The sequence below is a fragment of the Embleya sp. NPDC025285 genome (genome assembly GCF_055558835.1).
This window is the reverse complement of the sequence record NZ_JBVHLU010000030.1, coordinates 42,856-59,644: the sequence shown is the minus strand read 5'-3', so window position 1 is coordinate 59,644 and position 16,789 is coordinate 42,856. Positions and strand designations below refer to the sequence as shown.

Genomic DNA, 16,789 nt, shown 5'->3' with positions numbered 1-16,789 from the left:
CCTCCTCAGGCTTGTTGGAATCGGTCGCGCAGGGCGAACTTCTGCACCTTTCCGGACGGCGTCCGGGGCAGCGCGGTCGCGATCTCCACCCGCTCGGGCCAGTAGCGCTTGGCCATGTCCAGACCGGCGAGGTGGGTCTGCAGGTCGGCGAGCGTCGGCGCGGGGCCCGCCGGGACCACGACCGCACACGCGCGTTCGCCCAGCCGGGCGTCCGGGTAGCCGACGATCGCCACGTCCTTGATCGCGTGGTGGCGCAGCAGCGCGGCCTCCACCTCCACCACCGGGATGTTCTCCGCCCCGCGCATGATCAGGTCCTTGACCCGACCGGTGATCCGGATGCCGCCGTGTCCGTCGGAACGGGCCAGGTCGCCGGTGTCGAACCAGCCGTCCTCGGTGACCGACGCCGCGTACACCTCGGGACGGCGGAAGTAGCCCAGACACTGCGCGGCACCACGCACCTGGAGCAGCCCGGACTCCCCTGCGGCCACCGGCCCGCCGTGGTCGCGGTCGACGACGCGCACCCACATCCCCGGCACCGCGGTGCCGTCGCTCTCGGCGGCGCGCAGGGCGGGCTGCTCGGGACGGGTGATGGTGACACAGCCGTTCTCGGTCATGCCCCACAGCGCGTACAACCGGCAGCCCAGGATCTCGCGCGCGTCCTCGACCAGCATCGGCGCGATCGGGGCGCTGCCGGTGGCGAATGTGGTCAGCGCGGACAGGTCCCGGGGAGCGGCGCGCTGCGCCTCGATCAGGTCGGAGAGGAAGGTGGGCGCGCCCATGAAGAAGGTGACCCGACGCTCCTCCAGCACGCGCAACATCAGCGCCGGATCCCACGCGTCCACCTGGACGGCGGTCGCGCCGAGCAGCAGGGGCATCACGAAGTTCCAGGTGTAGCCCGCCTGATGGGAGGTCGGCGAGCCCATCGCGGTGACCTCGTCGGGGGTGAGCCCGAGCACGTCGGCCTGTGCCTTGTTCATCGCGTAGAGCGTGTTGTGGCTGTGCACCACGCCCTTGGGCTCGCCGGTGGTGCCCGACGTGAACATCACCTGCGCGGCGTCGTCGGGTCCCGCCTCCAGATCGTCCAGGGCGGCCAGTTCGGCCGTCGTGGGCTCGCGCTCGATCAGTTCGCGGTCGAAGTCCAGCGCCCCGTCGGCGGTTTCGCCGCCGTCGCCGCCGAGCAGCACGCGCCGGCGCAGGGTGGGCACGGTCCGCGCCACCTCCGCGCTCATCCGGGCGTAGGAGAAGCCGCGGAACTCGGCCGCCGCGATGTAGAGCGGACTCTCGGTCAGGCCGGTCATGAACTCCACCTCGCGCCGGCGCATGACCGGGACGACCGGGCCGGCCACCGCGCCCATCCGCGCGCAGGCCAGGCACAGTGCCACCAACTGCCACGAGTTGGGCAGTTGCAGGGTGACCACATCGCCCGAGCACACGCCCAGCCTTACCAGGTTGGCGGCGAACCGATCGACCCGGTGCGCGAGTTCCGCGTAGGTGAGGGTCACGACGGTGTCGTCCTGGTAGCAGACGAGGGCGTCCTTGTCGGGATGGTCGGCCACCGCGCGGCGCAGGTCGGCCAGGAGGGTCTCCTCGCGCCACCATCCGTTCGCTCGGTACGAGCCGGTCATCACAGGTCCTTTCGGGTCGGGTCGACGGCCGAGCGGGCGTGCGCGGCGATGGCGCGGGCGGTGATGCCGCCGCGCTCGACCAGATACCGCTGGCCGCCCGCGACCGACACGAACGCGTCCGGCATGGCCACTCGACGCACCCGCACCGGCACGAGTTCGGTCAGCGCCTCGGCGACGGCGGAGCCGAAGCCGGCGGTGCGCCAGTGCTCCTCGACGGTGATCACCGTGCCGCCGGGGCCGACCGCCGCGGCGAGGGCGGCGGTGTCCAGCGGTTTGACCGTGTGCACGTGCAGGACGCCGGCCGAGATGCCCTCGCCGGCCAACTCGTCGGCCGCGGCCAGGGCGGCGAGCACCGGGTACGGGCCGCACGCGGCGATGGTGATGTCGGCGCCGGGGCGGAGCCGCTGCGCCCGGCCCAGTTCCAGGGGCGGTCCGGCGGGGAGGTCGGGGGTGGCGTTGCGGCCCATCCGGAAGTAGACCGGTCCGGGCAGCGTGAGCGCCTGGCGAAAGAGCGTGTCGGTGCCGGCCGCGTCGGCGGGCACCACTACGGTCATGTTCGGCAGGGTGCGCATCACGGCCAGGTCCTCCAGACCGTGATGGGTGGGGCCGAGGTGGCCCGCGGACACGCCGGAGTGGGTCGCCGCGATACGTACCGGCAGGTTGTTCAGGGCGATGTCGATCTTGACGGCCTCCAGCGCCCGGGACGCGGCGAACGCCGCCATCGTGTTCACCAACGGCATCCGGCCCTCGCGGGCCAGCCCCGCGGCGGCGCCCATCAGGGTGTGTTCGGCGATGCCCAGATTCAGGTAGCGGTCGTGTCCGGTGCCGAAATCGACGCCGGCGAACAGGCCGGTGTCGCTGTCCAGGCAGACCAGGCGCTCGTCGCCGGGCAGCAGCTCGGCCACGATGTCGCGGTAGACCTCACGCGAGGAGCGGGGCTCGGCCGCCGCGGTCGGTTTCGGGGTCGGTTCGGCGGTGGTGGCGGTGGTCATCGGTTCTCCCCGGGGGTCTGCGTGCGCAACGCCGCGTGGGCGCGCCGCTGTTGCCGCTCGCCCAGTCGGGCGTAATGGCTGCGGGTCTGGCCCTCGACGAACGGGATGCCCTTCCCCTTGACGGTGTGCGCGAGGACGAGAGTGGGCCGGTGCGGAACCGGCGGTGCGGTCAGCACCCGGGTGAGCGCGTCCATGTCGTGGCCGTCCACCTCGTGGACGTGCCAGCCGAACGCGCGCCAGCGGTCCGCCAGCGGTTCCAGACCGCCGACCGACTCGGTCCCACCGGTGATCTGCAGGCCGTTGCGGTCGATGATCGCGGTCAGCCGGTCCAGGCCGTGGTTGCCCGCCACGGCGGCGGCCTCCCACACCGAGCCCTCCTCCAGCTCGCCGTCGCCCATCACCACGAAGCAGCGGCGGTCGCCCCCCTCGAGCCGGTGCGCGAGCGCGAAGCCGACGCCCAGGGCCAGGCCGTGCCCCAGCGAACCCGACGGCATCTCCACGCCGGGGATCTCCGGATGCGGGTGGGCCATGAACGGGCTGCCCGGCCGCGCGTACTCCGCGAGTCGCTCCTCGGGGAAGAAGCCGACCTCGCACAACGTCGCGTACAGGCCGATGCCGCCGTGGCCCTTGCTCAGCAGCAGGATGTCGCGGTCCGGCGCCTGCGGGAAACGGGGGTCGATCCGCAGTACCCGCAGGTACAACGTGGTGAGCACCTCGACCAGCGACATCGAGCCGCCCAGGTGGCCGCCCTCGGGTCCGGCACACATGTCCACGATGTGTTCGCGGATCCGGCCGGTGGCCTCGCTCGGGTCGGCCGTGGGGCCCGGTTCGCCGGCCGGCTGCGGCCGATCGTGCCGGCCCGGCGGGACGGGACCGGGCAGGGTCGCGGGACTGCTGCTCATCGCTGGCTCCTTTCGCCTGGGTCGGTGTGGGTGGTGCGCGATATCGCTGACTTCGGGTCAGTTCGGGTGCAGCCCGGTGAACTCCAGACCGAGCCGCTCGGGCATGTCGAACCGCACGTTCAGGCACTGGACCGCGTTGCCCGCGCCGCCCTTGACCAGGTTGTCCAGGGCAGCGATCACGGTGAGATGGCTCGAACCGCGATCCAGCGCGAAACCGACGTCGCAGAAGTTCGAGCCGGCCAGGATCTTGGCCTCGGGAAAGCGGTGCATGCCGCGCCGCTGGGCGACCACGCGCACGAAGGGTTCCGCGGCGTAGCGGGAGCGGTAGGCGGCCCGGACCCGGCGCTCGTCCGCGCCCGGCACCAGGTGGGCCCGGCCCACGAGTTGCACGCCGCGAATCGCCTCGATGCCGGTCGCGGTCATCCGGACCGGGACTCCGGCGGCCTGTGCGATCTCGGCTTCGTGCCGGTGCCGGGTGGGCGCGAAGACCCGTAGTGCGCCGCTGCGTTCGGCGTGCAGGTTTTCCGGGCCGGCCTTGGCGCCGGAGCCGCTGGAGCCGGTCCGGGCGTCGATGGTGACCTCGCCGCGGATCAGCCCGGCCTCGGCGAGCGGGACCAGCGAGAGGATCCCGGCGGTGGCCATGCAGCCCGGTACGCTGATCCGCCGCGCGGTGCGCAGTCGCCTGCGGTGGAACTCGGGCAGGCCCGGCACGAACGTCTCCAGCAGGTCCGGCGCCGTGTGCGAGACGCCGTAGTAGTCGGCGTACACGTCCTTGTCGTGCAGGCGGAAGTCCCCGGACAGGTCGATCACGGTGTCCGCGAGCTCCAGGAACTCCGGCATCCGGCGCATCGTCTCGCGGTGCGGAGTGGCCAGGAACAAGGCGTCGTAGAAGTCCAGTTGCTCCTCGGAGCAGAAGTCGAGTTCGGTCCGCCCGCGCAGGTTCGGGTGCACGCCGTCGATCCGCCGGCCGCGCAGGGTGCGCGAGGTGGCGGCGGCGAGCTCGACCCCGGGGTGCACGGTGAGCAGCCGCAGCAGCTCGCCGCCGATGTAGCCGGCCGCCCCGACGACCCCGACCCGGATCACGCCCGTACCCCGGCCGCGAGCAGGTCCGCGATGGCGCCGGCCACGTCGATGTCGCGGCCGTGGGCGCCCTGTAGTCCGGTGAACTCCACCCGGTCGTTGACTTCGAGCACGGTGAGCCGTCCCTCCAGGTCCTCGATCAGATCGACACCGGCCAGTTCCGTGCCGACGGCGGCCGCTGCGGCGACCGCGAGTTCGGCGTGTTCGGCGCTGGGCGGCAGGGGTTCGCTCACCGCGCCGCGCGCCACGTTGGTGCGCCATTCGGTGCTTCGGCGATACGTACCGCCGAGCGCCCGGCCGGCCACGACCAGGACGCGGATGTCGCGATCGGCCTTGGCGACCTGCTCCTGCACGTAGACCACGTGCGACTGCGGGGAGGGGAGCGCGGCGATGTGTTCGAGTACGGCGCCGGCCATCGCCGGATCGGTGACCCGGGTGACCAGTCGTCCCCAGGAGCCGACGAGCGGTTTGAGCACCGCCGGATAGCCGATCTCCTCGAGCGCGGCCAGGGCCGCGTCGGGCGTGATCGCCAGCGCGGTCCTGGGCGTGGGCAACCCGTGCCGGAGCAGGGCCGCCGAAGTGTGCCACTTGTCGCCGGCGACGTGGGTGGCGGCGGCGCTGTTGACCACCGTCACGCCCGCCGACTCGAGCGCGCTCGCCGCGTACAGGGCCCGGAAGTGCCCGACCTCGCGGTTGAGGACCAGCCGGGGACCGGTGTACGACGTGCCGCTCGCGACGAACAGCCTGCGGGGATCGAGATGTTCGAACGCGATCCCGCGTCGGTCGAGGGCGGTCATGATGCTCTTCTCCTCGAACCGCACCCGGGACGCGAGCACGGCGAGGCGCGGGGACGCGGCCGGCGCAATCGCCGCCGACCGGTTCACCGCTGATCGGATCGAAGTCATCGACCGAATCCCCTCTCCCGATTCCCGTTATTCGCCCCAGTCCTCTTCGACCTCGGGCGCGAGCTCGACCTTCGGCGGCTTCACGGACGCGATCTCCAACTCGCTCCGACAGTCCACGCACTCGATGATCTCGCTCACCCTGGCGTCCTCGTCGAGCGTCACCGTCGTCGCGCATTCGGGACACTCGGGGGCCTGCACGACCTGCTGCATGAGTTCAACCTCCGGCTGTGGTGGTGATATCCGGGCGATCTCGACCCGTCGGCTGGTTGCCACTGAAAACCGTAACGCGATTTCCCCGGTAAATGCCAATGAGGAAATCTGATCGGACCGAAAGCGAACCGTTATGGTCGACCGGTCATAACCGGGAAGGATTTCCGCATAAGCAGCCCTGCTTGTCGACGCCGGTACAACCGGTCGTTTCGCGATTAACATTTCCCGGATGGAATCGTCCTCGGACGATTCGTCGCCGCAAGATTGACATCGAAAGGCCCGATCATGAATGTTCGACCGCGAGACCGCGTCGCCATGGTCGTGGCGTCGAGCGCCGGTGTGGGCCTGGCCGCGGCCAAGGGCCTCGCCGTGCGGGGCGCGCACGTGTCGTTGTGCGACCTGGACCCGCGCCGGCTGGCCCGCGCGCATGTCGAGGTCAACGCGCTGGGGCCGGGCGACGTGCTGAGCATGCCGGTGGACCCCTACGATCCGTGCGCGGTGGCCGAGTGGGTGCGCCGCACCGCCGACAACTTCGGCGGCCTGGACATCGTGGTGACCAACTCCGGCCCGATCACGCCCGGTCCGGTGGACGGCTTCCGGCTGGCCGACTATCGCGCGGCGATCGACGCGAACCTGCTGCCGCACGTGAGCGCGACGCTGGCCGCGCTGCCCATCGTCAAGCGCGGCGGCTGGGGTCGGTTGCTGCTGATCGCGCCGGCGAAGGCACGTCGCCCGCACGGGCGCGAGGGGTTGTCCGGCATGGCCCGGATGGGCCTGATCGGCTATCTGCGCGGGTTGGTGGACACCCTGGACGGCACCGGCGTGACGGCCAACGTGCTGGTTCCGGGAGCGGGGCCCGGTGCCGGCCCCCGGCTGTGGGGCGATCCCGGGGCGGGTGCCGAGATCGCTCGGGTGGCCGACCGGATCCGTGGTGAAGGCACCCGCGAAGGCGCCGAGTTCGGGGCGCTGGCCGCGTATCTGGCGAGCGAGCGGGCCGAGCCCGTCACCGGTCTGGTCTTCGACACGCACGGCGGCGACGTCGGTGCGATGGCCGCCTGCCGCGGTTAGCCGGCGATCGGCGGATCCGGGCGGGGCCGCGCCCGACCCGGGTTCGCGCGCCGGTCGCGGCGCGGGCCGGCTAGCGGTGCGCGAGCACCCGGCGGGTCTCGGGGCGGTTCGCGCGGCCCGGGTCCGGGACGGGCGGGGCATCGACGAACGGGTAGCCGAGCAGCGCCCGGCGAAAGGCCTTCTCCGCGATGGCCGGCAGGTTCGAGGGGGCCAGACCGGAGGGATAGGCCATCGTCACCGGCAATGGTCCGGGCGGGGCGGGCAGCCCGGGGCGGACCGCCTTGGGCAGGTCCCACAACTCGTCCCCGTTGGCCACCAGGCACGCGACCCCCATGCCGGCCTTCGCCGCCGCGCGCAGCCCGACCAACTCGGGGCCCTCGTAGGAGATCCGCCACGGCACGTCGCAGGCGTCCAGCGCGGCCACGATCCGCCCGCGCATGGTGCACGGCTCGGTGAACAGGGTCAGCGGCAGCGCGGCGTTCTCGCCGTGCGCCGGCTGGCCGAACCAGTCCATCCGCAGGTGGCCGAGTCCGCGACTGGTGGCGGCCGGTTCGTCCGAGCGCGTCTGCAGGAGCAGCGCCAGGTCGAGTTGGCCGGTGCCCACCTGGGTCTCCAGCGCCTCGCTCAGGCCGGTGCGCACACTCACCTGCGCCTGCGGCAACCTGCGGGTGACCAGCCGAAGGAACTCCGGTAACGCCTCCGCGAGTTGATTGACGATCCCGATGGAGAGCCGTTCGTGTCCCGAAGCCGGCACGAAACGGTCCACCGCCTCGTCGTTGAGCGCGACGATCCGCCGGGCGTAGCCGAGGAGTTCCTCGCCCTGGGGGCTGAGCCGCAGGTTGCGCCCGGTCGAGGTGAAGATCGGACCCTTGATCAGACCGTTGAGCTGCCGGATCTGCTGGCTGACGGCGGGCTGGGTGATGTGCAGAGCCTCCGCGGCCCGGCGGAAACCACCGAGGTCGACCACGGTCAACAAAGCCCTCAGTCGATTGACTTGCAGGTCGTGATGCATTCTCCACTCACATCCATGAAGGGTCTTGCCACACACCTGACGCTCGGGTGGCGACGGGGCCAAGATGATGCTGTGCGGCAACAAGATCAATAAACCTGAGCAATTCGGCCTCGCCGGCGCCTTCGGCGTCGTATTGCCGGCCGAAACCAGGGTACGGGGCGCCGACCGGCCGTTCCACGGTACGGTTCACGACTTCGGCATGAGATTTTCACGGCCGAATGCGAATATGCGATCGGGTGGCATGATCCGGCGCCGAGCGGGCAGGCGGCAGGCGTCGCGTGCGACGAGCATGCCGGCAAACGGGCATTCGGTGGAGACGGGCGACGCCGAACCGGGCGTTTGCCGGCACGGCGCCGACGGCCATTTCGTCGACGATTCGCCCGCCCGAGTGTCCGGAGAAATCACGCGCACTTATCCGGGTCATAAAAACACGCGTTCGACGGCGACCCCCGGCGGTGGAGATCACGCCTAACGTCGATTACTCAGGAACGTTTCCGAGTTCGGATCCAGCCGAGGAGTCGCCATGCAGGGAGCCGCCGCCGGGCCCGCCGTCGAACAGGGAGTCCGGGTCACGCTCGCCGATCCCGGGCTGCGCACGCGCAGTCCCGGCGAGGAATTCGCCTGGGCGATGGGCGGCGTGCCCGCCGCCGAGGATCGGGTGGTCCCGTTCCGGGCCCATCTGCCCGCCGTCTTCCCGCTGTTCGCGACCCGACCGCGCTACGCGGTGCGGCACCTGCTGAAGACCGCGTCGGTGCCCGACCGTCGGGTGCCGTACGTGCACGAGCCGCCCGCCGAGACGACCGCCGCGGCCGGCACCTCCTATCGCAGCACACCCGAAGGCGCCTTCGTGCCCCGCCTGGAGCAGGCCGAACTCACCGACCTGACGGTGTCCGTACCGCTCCCGCGCGGGCTACTCGACCAGCCCGCGCTGCTCGCGTCCTTCGTGGACTACCGCGTGCTGGTCCGGCTGTCCGTGGTGGAGAACGAGTCGCTGCTGCACGGCAGCGCGGACAAGGCGATCCCCGGTCTGCTCACGCTGCCCGAGAGCAGGCACGGCCGGCTCGGCGCGGACCTGGCCGAGGGCCTGACCGTCGCCGCCGCCGAGGTCGAGGAGACCGGTGGCTCGTGCGACGGCATCGTCGTACACCCCTTCACCTACTGGGAGTTGGTCAAGACCGGCACGCTCGCCCTCCTGGCCCAGGCGGGCGTCACCGTCTCCCGGACCCGGATGATCCCGCGCGACCGGGTACTGCTCGGCGACTTCCGCGCCGCCGCGACCCTGCTCGTCCCGGACGTGGCCGCGCTCGCGCTGCGTCGCGGCGCCGGACCCGACGGCTGTGACGCGGTGCAGGCAACCACCCGAGTGGGACTGGCCGTTCACCTTCCGCAGCACTTCCTGCTGCTGACCCGCGACTGAGAAGGGAGTGTGCTCGCGATGGCCGACCGGTCCCCACGCGTGTTGTACATCACCGGCTGGATGCGCAGCGGCAGCACGCTCCTGGGCAACATCCTCAACGAACTTCCCGAAGTCCGGCACGTGGGCGAACTGCACTACCTGTGGCGCAACGGCGTCCTGGGCCGGGGCAGCAACTCGACCTGCGGCTGCGGCACGAGCCTGCGCGCGTGCCCGCTGTGGTCGGGTGTGCTGGAGGACACCGACGGCACCGGGCTCGAGGCGACCGCGCGGCGGACGGCCATGCGGCAACACGCGCTGCTGCGCACCCGGCACGTGCGCACCCGGCTCGCCGAGGCCCGCGGGCGGGTGCCCGCGGCCCCCGGCGTGGACGAACTCCTGGACCGCACCGCGCGGATCCATCGCCGGCTCGTCGACGACGGCGCCGGCCGGCTGATCGTGGACGGCTCGAAGTACCCGGCGGAGGCCGCCGCGCTGCTCGGCCGCCGCGACCTGGACGTGCGCATCCTGCACATCGTGCGCGACCCCCGGGCCACCGCGCTGTCCTATCGGCGGGCCAAGCAGTACATCGACCCGATGAGCCCGGCCCGCAGCAGCGGCTACTGGAACGCCTTCAACGTGGCGTCCGAACTGGTCGGCGCCACCGCCGTGGGCCGCTACCTGCGGGTGCGCCACGAGGACCTGTGCGCGCGGCCCGCGGACGTGCTCGCCGACGTGCTGCGCTTCGCCGGACTCGACGACGAGCCGCCGGTCGACGCGCGGGGCCGGGTGCACCTGGGCGGCAACCACACCGTCACCGGAAACCCGGACCGGTTGCGACAGGGCGTCACCGAGATCCGCCCCGACGAGCGGTGGCGGACCGAACTGGCCCCGCGCGACCTGGCCGTCGTCACCGCACTGACCGCGCCCCTGCTGCGCCGCTACGGCTATCCACTGCTGCCCGGGCACGGCGACCGGGCGCACCCGACGAAGGCATCGGCGGAGCCGGTGCCGGCGACCGCCGCCGCGCAACGATAGGAGCCGACCGTGGATCTCGGACTCGATGGCCGCGCCGCGCTCGTCGCCGCGGCCGGCAGCGGGATCGGCCTGGCCGTCGCGCGTGCGCTGGCGGCGGAGGGCGCCGATGTGTCGATCTGCGGACGGGATCCGGACAAGCTGGCCCGCGCCCGGGACGAGATCGACGCGTGCGGCAAGGGCCGGGTGCTGGCCACCTCGATCGATCTGCGCGACGAGGAGGCCGCCGCGGGCTGGGTCCGGCGCACCGCCGAGGAGTTCGGTGCCCTGCATATCGTGGTGAGCAACTCCGGCGGCGTGCCGTTCGGCCCGGTGGAGAGCTTCACCGTCGCGCAGTACCGGGAGGCGGTCGACGGCAACCTGCTTCCGCACGTGTCGCTCGCGCTCGCCGCGGCGCCGTACCTGACCGCGGCGGGCTGGGGCCGGATCGTGATGATCACCTCGGAGTCGGTGCGCCAACCGCACCCCGGCAGCGGGCTGTCCTCGGTGGCCCGGCTCGGGGTGCTCGGCTTCGCCAAGGGCCTGGTGCACGCGTTCGGCGCGGCCGGGGTGACCGTGAACGTGCTGGCCCCCGGATTCCACCGGACACCCATTCTGGACGTGCAGTACGGCGCCCGGGTCGAGGAACGGCTCGCCGAGGTGGCCCGGGACATCCCGCTGGGCCGGATCGGCCGGGCCGAGGACCTCGGCGCGCTGGTCTGCTTCCTGGCCGCCGAACAGGCCGGCTACGTCACCGGCTCGGTCGTGGTGGTGGACGGCGGCAACTCGCGGGGGATCGGCTGATGGCGGCGCCCGCGCACCGGCCCCAGGCGGATACCGCCGGCACCGACGCCCGCCCGACGCAGCCCTGGGCGCGCACCTTCGCCGGCGTCCTGGTCGCGCTGTTCACCACGTTCGTCGCGGTCGGCCTGGCGATCACGGTCATCCCCCGACTGGTCACCCGGGAACTGCACGGCTCGCCCCTCCAGGTCGGCGTCGCGTTCACGGTGTCCGGCGTGGTGGCCCTGCTGGTGCGCCCGTACGCCGGGCGGCTGGCCCAACAGCGCGGCTGCCGCCCGGTGATGATGCTCGGCGCCGCGCTGATGGTGCTGGTCGGCGGGCTGTACGCGCTGCCGCCGACCCTGTTCGGGTTGTTGGCGGCCCGGTTCGTGCTCGGCGTGGGGGAGGCCCTGCTGTTCACCGCCGGATCGGTGTGGACGGTGGCCCTGACCCCGGTGGACCGACGCGGCCAGGTGGTCGGGTTCTACGGACTGGCGATGTGGGCGGGCCTGGCGGTGGGGCCGGCGCTGGGCGAAGTGTTGTATCGGACCGGCTCGTACGGCGCGGTGTGGACGGCCGCCGCCGTGTTGCCCGCGGTCGCCGTGGCGGTGCTGACCCGGCTGCCCGACAGCGCCCGCCAAGGCGTCGCGGTGTCCGCCCGGTTGTTGCCGCGCGCCGCGATCCTGCCCGGCCTCTCACTCGGCTTCGGCGCGTTCGGATACGCGGCGGTGGCGAGCTTCGGGGCGCTGGCCTTGACGTCCCGCGGGATCGGCAACGGTTCGCTGCTGATCAGCGTGTTCAGCGCGTCGTACGTGGGTGTGCGGGTGGTCGCGGGGCGGGTGCCCGATCGGGTCGGCGCGCTGCCGGTGATCGTGGTGTCCGCGTGCGTCGAGGCGGTCGGCCTGGTGCTGATCGCGTTCGCCTCGACCCTGTGGGTCGCGGCGGCCGGCGCGCTGATCGCCGGCGGCGGCTTCACCCTGCTGTATCCGGCGCTGGCGATGATCGCGATCGACACTCCGCCGGAATCCGAACGCGGCGCGGTACTGGGCGCCATCTCCTCGTTCTTCGACGTCGCGGTCGGCCTCGCCGGGCTGCTCGGCGGGCTGCTCGCCGAGGTCGGCTACACCGCCACCTTCCTGCTGGCCGCGGTCGCCGCACTGGGCTCGCTGTACACCGGCACCGCCGCGGCCCGGCGCCGGGACCGAGCCCGGGCCTCGTGACCTGATCGATCCCCCGCGCGTGGCCACACGCGTGCCGACCCACCGAAGGAGTCCTCGCATGTCCGCCGCACCGAGCGAGACCGCCCGCGCGCGCGACGCCGCCCTGTACGTGCTCAAGCTGGGCAGCGCGACGCTCACGCACGAATCGCTCTTCGACGAGATTCTCGCGCTGCGCCGGCGCGGGGCCCGGCTGCTGGTGATCGCCGGCGGCGCGGCCGGCATCACCGAGCACTACGCCCGGATCGGGCGCGAGGTGCGGATGTTGACCCTGCGCTCCGGCGACACCGTGCGCTACTGTCCGCCCGCCGAACTGCCGCACCTGCTGGCCGCCTACGAACAACTCACGCTGCCGCGCGTGGACGACGCGCTGACCCGGCGCGGCCTTTCGGTGTTCGCCGCCCCGGCCCGCACCGCCGGCCTCGTGCGCGCCACCGCCGTCGGACCCCTGCGAGTGGTCGAGGACGGCCGCACCAGGGTGGTGCGCGACCAGCGCGCGGGACGCGTGAGCGGGGTCGACGCGGCGCGCCTGACGGACCTGTTGGCCACCTTCGACGTGGTATGCCTGTCCCCGCCGGTCGCCGACGCCGACGGCGGCGTGGCGCTGAACGTGGACGCCGACGTGCTGGCCGCCGAGGCGGCCAAGGCCCTGGACGCCGACCACCTGCGCCTGGTCACCGGAACGGCCGGACTGCTGGCCGACCCCGAGGCGGACGGCGGCACGCTGCGCGACATGTTGCCCGGACAGGGACAGCGCTACGCGCGTGGCCGGATGCGGCACAAGGTGCGGGCCGCGGAGATCGCCCTCGGCGGCACCTGCGACGTGGCGATCACCGGCCCGCATACCCTCGACACCACCCGCGCGACCCGGTTCTGGCGCGCTCCCGCGCCCAGCCCTGACCTCGAACTCCTGTCCCGAGCCGTGCAGTTGTCGTCGGTATCGCACGACGAACGCGAACTCGCCGAGTATCTCGCCGGCTGGTGCGCGGCCCACAAACTCGATGCCGAGATCGACGCGGCCGGCAACCTGGTGGCCACGCGCGGCACCGGCCCGCGCCGGCTGCTGCTGCTCGGCCACCTGGACACCGTGCCGCACCGCTGGCCGGTCCGCTGGGACGGCGACGTGCTCACCGGGCGCGGCTGCGTGGACGCCAAGGCGAGCCTGGTGACCTACCTGCGCACGCTGGCCGAGCTGGAGGTGCCGGACGACGCGCAGGTGCGCGTGATCGGCGCCGTACAGGAGGAGATCACCGGCGCCGGTGCCTTCCACGCCCGCGACCACTACCCCGCCGACGCGGTCGTGATCGGCGAACCCAGCGGCGCGGGCGCGCTCACCATCGGCTACTACGGCCTGGTCAAGCTGCGGCTGAGCATGTCCGAACACACCGAACACACCGCCGGAAAGGGCGCGCGCACGGCCGGCGACCGCATGGTCGAGGGGCTGCGGGCGGTCCGCGCCGAGGTGGAACGACTGAACCCGGACGCGCTCACCGCGGTGCTGGGCATCCGTGCGCACAACCGCGGCGACGTACAGCTCGGCGAGGCGACGGTGGACGTGCGCGTGCCGCCGGGCCTGGCCGTGGACGACCTGCTCGCGGCGCTGCGCGCACTGCCCCTGGCGCCCATCGCGCTGGACGTGGTCCGGGCCACCCCCGGGGTGTCCACCGCGCGCTCCAGCCCGCTGGTGAAGGTCTTCCAACGCGCGTTCCGCGCCGCCGGGACCACGCCGCGATTCCTGCTCAAGAAGGGCAGCAGCGACATGAACACGCTGGCCACCACCTGGCACGACATCCCCATGGTCGCCTACGGCCCGGGAGACTCCAAGCTGGACCACACCCCGCACGAAAAGTTGGACGCGGCGGAGTTCCGCGCGGCCGGCACGATCCTGACCGCCGCGGTCCGAGGATGGTGTGCGTCGTGACCGGGCCCGCGTACTGCACCTGCCGGCCCGGCGCCACCGTCTGGCTCACCGGCCCGCCCGGCGCGGACCGGGACCGGCTCGCCCGGGTCGCGGCCCGGTCGTTGCGGCGTGCGCACCGTCGGGTGGAGATCCTGACCGGTGCCGCGCTGCGCCGCGTCGTCGGCGCCGACCCGACGTCCTCCGGCGCCGAACGCCGCGGGCACGTGCTGCGGATCGGCCGAGTCGCACACGTACTGGCCCGCAACGGCGCCACCGTGCTGGTGACGGTGCCCGCCCCCGACGCGGCGACCCGGGCCCGGGTGCGGGCCTGGCACCTGGACAGCGGGACCCGCTACCTGGAGGTGCGCGTGGGCGCCGCCGCGGACTCGACCGGGCCGTCGATCGCGGCGGACCCGGCGCACGGACCCGAGGCCGCGGCGGCGCTGCGCGCGCTGCTCATCGAGGAGGGATCGGCATGACCATCGCGACGAACCGCGCCGACGGTGCCGACGGCACCGGCGGCACCGACAAGGGGTATCCGTTCGCGCACCTGGAGGCGATGGAGTCCGAGGCGGTGCACATCCTGCGCGAGGTGGCCGGGGAGTTCGAGCGGCCGGTGATCCTGTTCTCCGGCGGCAAGGACTCCATCGTGATGCTGCACCTCGCGCTCAAGGCCTTCGCGCCCGGAGTGCCCCCGTTCGCGCTGCTGCACGTGGACACCGGCCACAACTTTCCCGAGGTGCTGGAGTACCGCGACCGCACGGCGGCCCGACACGGACTGTGCCTGCACGTGGTGTCGGTCCAGGAGTTCATCGACGCCGGCGAGCTGCGCGAGCGTGCGGACGGCACCCGCAATCCGTTGCAGACCGTGCCGCTGCTCGACGCGATCGAACGACACGGCTTCGACGCGGTGTTCGGAGGCGGCCGGCGGGACGAGGAGAAGGCCCGCGCCAAGGAGCGGGTGTTCTCGCTGCGCGACGAGTTCGGCGGCTGGGATCCGCGCCGGCAGCGGCCGGAGTTGTGGCAGCTGTACAACGGGCGGCACGCGCCGGGCGAGCACGTGCGGGTCTTCCCGCTCTCCAATTGGACCGAACTGGACATCTGGCAGTACATCGCCCGGGAGCGGATCGAACTCCCGGCCATCTACTACGCGCACGAGCGGGAGGTCTTCCACCGATCCGGCATGTGGCTGACCCGGGGCGAGTGGGGCGGCCCGGGCGAGGACGAACCGACCGAGTGCCGGCGCGTGCGCTACCGCACGGTCGGCGACATGTCCTGCACCGGCGCGGTGGACTCCGACGCCGACACCGTCGAGAAGGTCATCGACGAGATCACCGCGTCCCGCCTGACCGAGCGGGGCGCCACCCGGGCCGACGACAGGATGTCCGAGGCCGCGATGGAGGACCGCAAGCGAGAGGGCTACTTCTGATGATCGTCGACACACTGCGCTTCGCCACCGCCGGCTCCGTGGACGACGGCAAGTCCACCCTGGTCGGCCGACTCCTGCACGACTCCAAGTCGATCCTGGCCGATCAACTGGAGGCGGTCGAGCAGGCCTCCTTCGACCGGGGGCAGCACACACCCGACCTGGCCCTGCTCACCGACGGCCTGCGGGCCGAGCGTGAGCAGGGCATCACGATCGACGTGGCCTACCGCTACTTCGCCACGCCCCGCCGCCGGTTCATCCTCGCCGACACCCCCGGGCACGTGCAGTACACCCGCAACATGGTCACCGGGGCGTCCACCGCCGAGCTGGCCGTGGTGCTCATCGACGCGCGCAACGGCGTGGTCGAACAGACCCGGCGGCACGCCGCGGTGGCCGCGCTGCTGCGGGTCCGGCACGTGGTGCTCGCGGTCAACAAGATGGACCTGGTGGACTGGTCCGAGACCGTCTTCGCGGGCATCGCGGACGAGTTCACCGCCTACTGCGCCGCGCTCGGGGTGGCCGAGGTCACCGCGATCCCGGTCTCCGCGCTGACCGGGGACAACGTGGTGGAGCCGACCGGGACGATGCACTGGTACGCCGGGCCGACCCTGCTCGAACACCTGGAGACGGTGCCGGTCACCCGAGACCCGGACGGCGACCCGACGCGCTTCCCGGTCCAGTACGTGATCCGTCCGCAGACCGCCGAACTCCCGGACTACCGGGGCTACGCGGGCCAGATCGCCTCCGGCGTGCTGCGGGTGGGGGACCGGGTCAGCACGCTGCCGTCCGGAGGCACCAGCACCGTCGAGGGCATCGACGCTCTCGGCGAACCGGTGGACACCGCGTGGGCGCCGCAATCGGTGACCGTACGGCTGGCCGACGACCTGGACATCTCCCGCGGCGATCTGCTCGCCCCCGAGGACACCGCGCCCGACCCCACCCGAGACGTCCGCGGGACCGTCTGCCACCTGCACGACCGGCCGCTGGCACCGGGTCAACGGGTGCTGCTGCGGCACACCACCAGGACGGTGCGGGCGATCGTCAAGGAGATCCCCTCGCGGCTGAACCTCGACGACCTCTCGCACCGGTCCGCCCCCGGCGAACTCGTCGCCAACGACATCGGCACGGTCGTGCTGCGCACCGCCGAGCCGATCGCCCTCGACCCGTACGCGCACTCCCGGCGCACGGGCTCGTTCCTGCTGATCGACCCGATCGACGGAACGACGTTGTCCGCGGGGATGGCCGAGACCCCGGCCTGACCGGGG

General features: G+C 72.6%; 17 protein-coding genes. 10 read left to right on the top strand and 7 right to left on the bottom strand.

The genetic code is table 11. The features are described from left to right. Positions 1 to 5: 5 nt before the first annotated feature. The 6 genes from ACZ4FV_RS21540 to ACZ4FV_RS21515 are packed head-to-tail and all read right to left on the bottom strand — an operon-like array spanning position 6 to position 5,714. A complete protein-coding gene (locus tag ACZ4FV_RS21540) occupies positions 6 to 1,625 on the bottom strand; it encodes an AMP-binding protein (RefSeq protein ID WP_402232036.1) in 1,620 nt (539 codons plus the stop codon). Beyond that, a complete protein-coding gene (locus ACZ4FV_RS21535; protein WP_395867136.1) occupies positions 1,625 to 2,617 on the bottom strand; it encodes a transketolase family protein in 993 nt (330 codons plus the stop codon). Before ACZ4FV_RS21535 ends, ACZ4FV_RS21540 begins: the two co-directional genes overlap by 1 nt. Continuing rightward, positions 2,614 to 3,519, bottom strand: a complete 906-nt coding sequence (locus tag ACZ4FV_RS21530; RefSeq protein ID WP_402232034.1) for a transketolase — start codon at positions 3,517 to 3,519, stop codon at positions 2,614 to 2,616. Before ACZ4FV_RS21530 ends, ACZ4FV_RS21535 begins: the two co-directional genes overlap by 4 nt. Before the next feature lie 57 nt (positions 3,520 to 3,576). Further along, a complete protein-coding gene (gene argC, locus ACZ4FV_RS21525; protein ID WP_395867140.1) occupies positions 3,577 to 4,602 on the bottom strand; it encodes an N-acetyl-gamma-glutamyl-phosphate reductase in 1,026 nt (341 codons plus the stop codon). Continuing rightward, a complete protein-coding gene (locus tag ACZ4FV_RS21520) occupies positions 4,599 to 5,504 on the bottom strand; it encodes a RimK family alpha-L-glutamate ligase (RefSeq protein ID WP_395867142.1) in 906 nt (301 codons plus the stop codon). Before ACZ4FV_RS21520 ends, argC begins: the two co-directional genes overlap by 4 nt. A 27-nt stretch (positions 5,505 to 5,531) precedes the next feature. Continuing rightward, complete coding sequence (locus ACZ4FV_RS21515) at positions 5,532 to 5,714, bottom strand: lysine biosynthesis protein LysW (protein WP_395867143.1); 183 nt, start codon at positions 5,712 to 5,714, stop codon at positions 5,532 to 5,534. 285 nt (positions 5,715 to 5,999) lie between these two features. Between ACZ4FV_RS21515 and ACZ4FV_RS21510 the strand changes: the two genes are divergently transcribed. Continuing rightward, on the top strand, positions 6,000 to 6,782 hold the full coding sequence (locus ACZ4FV_RS21510) for an SDR family NAD(P)-dependent oxidoreductase (protein ID WP_395867145.1): 783 nt from the start codon (positions 6,000 to 6,002) through the stop codon (positions 6,780 to 6,782). Between the two features lie 70 nt (positions 6,783 to 6,852). Here ACZ4FV_RS21510 and ACZ4FV_RS21505 read toward each other — a convergent pair whose 3' ends face one another. After that, entirely contained in the window at positions 6,853 to 7,794 is a 942-nt protein-coding gene (locus tag ACZ4FV_RS21505) for a LysR substrate-binding domain-containing protein (protein ID WP_395867147.1), read from the bottom strand. Positions 7,795 to 7,858: 64 nt separating this feature from the next. Between ACZ4FV_RS21505 and ACZ4FV_RS21500 the strand changes: the two genes are divergently transcribed. Genes ACZ4FV_RS21500 through ACZ4FV_RS21460 form a run of 9 tightly spaced genes read left to right on the top strand, consistent with a single transcriptional unit; the run spans position 7,859 to position 16,783 of the window. Beyond that, positions 7,859 to 8,266 (top strand): hypothetical protein, encoded by a 408-nt coding sequence (locus ACZ4FV_RS21500; RefSeq protein ID WP_395867149.1) that lies wholly within the window; start codon positions 7,859 to 7,861, stop codon positions 8,264 to 8,266. Positions 8,267 to 8,317: 51 nt separating this feature from the next. Continuing rightward, complete coding sequence (locus ACZ4FV_RS21495; RefSeq protein ID WP_395867151.1) at positions 8,318 to 9,211, top strand: family 3 encapsulin nanocompartment shell protein; 894 nt, start codon at positions 8,318 to 8,320, stop codon at positions 9,209 to 9,211. A gap of 18 nt (positions 9,212 to 9,229) precedes the next feature. Further along, positions 9,230 to 10,225: a sulfotransferase gene (locus tag ACZ4FV_RS21490; protein ID WP_395867153.1), complete on the top strand. Its 996-nt coding sequence runs from the start codon at positions 9,230 to 9,232 to the stop codon at positions 10,223 to 10,225. Positions 10,226 to 10,234: 9 nt separating this feature from the next. Further along, positions 10,235 to 11,005: an SDR family NAD(P)-dependent oxidoreductase gene (locus ACZ4FV_RS21485; protein WP_395867155.1), complete on the top strand. Its 771-nt coding sequence runs from the start codon at positions 10,235 to 10,237 to the stop codon at positions 11,003 to 11,005. Continuing rightward, the gene (locus ACZ4FV_RS21480) at positions 11,005 to 12,201 is read left to right on the top strand and encodes an MFS transporter (RefSeq protein ID WP_402232030.1); all 1,197 of its coding nucleotides are present in this window, start codon (positions 11,005 to 11,007) and stop codon (positions 12,199 to 12,201) included. The genes ACZ4FV_RS21485 and ACZ4FV_RS21480 overlap by 1 nt, the downstream gene beginning before the upstream one ends. Before the next feature lie 58 nt (positions 12,202 to 12,259). Next, positions 12,260 to 14,119, top strand: a complete 1,860-nt coding sequence (locus ACZ4FV_RS21475) for a M20/M25/M40 family metallo-hydrolase (RefSeq protein WP_395867159.1) — start codon at positions 12,260 to 12,262, stop codon at positions 14,117 to 14,119. After that, complete coding sequence (locus ACZ4FV_RS21470) at positions 14,116 to 14,577, top strand: adenylyl-sulfate kinase (RefSeq protein WP_395867161.1); 462 nt, start codon at positions 14,116 to 14,118, stop codon at positions 14,575 to 14,577. Before ACZ4FV_RS21475 ends, ACZ4FV_RS21470 begins: the two co-directional genes overlap by 4 nt. Next, entirely contained in the window at positions 14,574 to 15,527 is a 954-nt protein-coding gene (gene cysD, locus ACZ4FV_RS21465; RefSeq protein WP_402232029.1) for a sulfate adenylyltransferase subunit CysD, read from the top strand. The genes ACZ4FV_RS21470 and cysD overlap by 4 nt, the downstream gene beginning before the upstream one ends. Next, positions 15,527 to 16,783, top strand: coding sequence for a sulfate adenylyltransferase subunit 1 (locus tag ACZ4FV_RS21460; protein ID WP_395867165.1), 1,257 nt, complete (start codon positions 15,527 to 15,529; stop codon positions 16,781 to 16,783). The genes cysD and ACZ4FV_RS21460 overlap by 1 nt, the downstream gene beginning before the upstream one ends. The last annotated feature ends 6 nt before the right edge of the window (positions 16,784 to 16,789 follow it).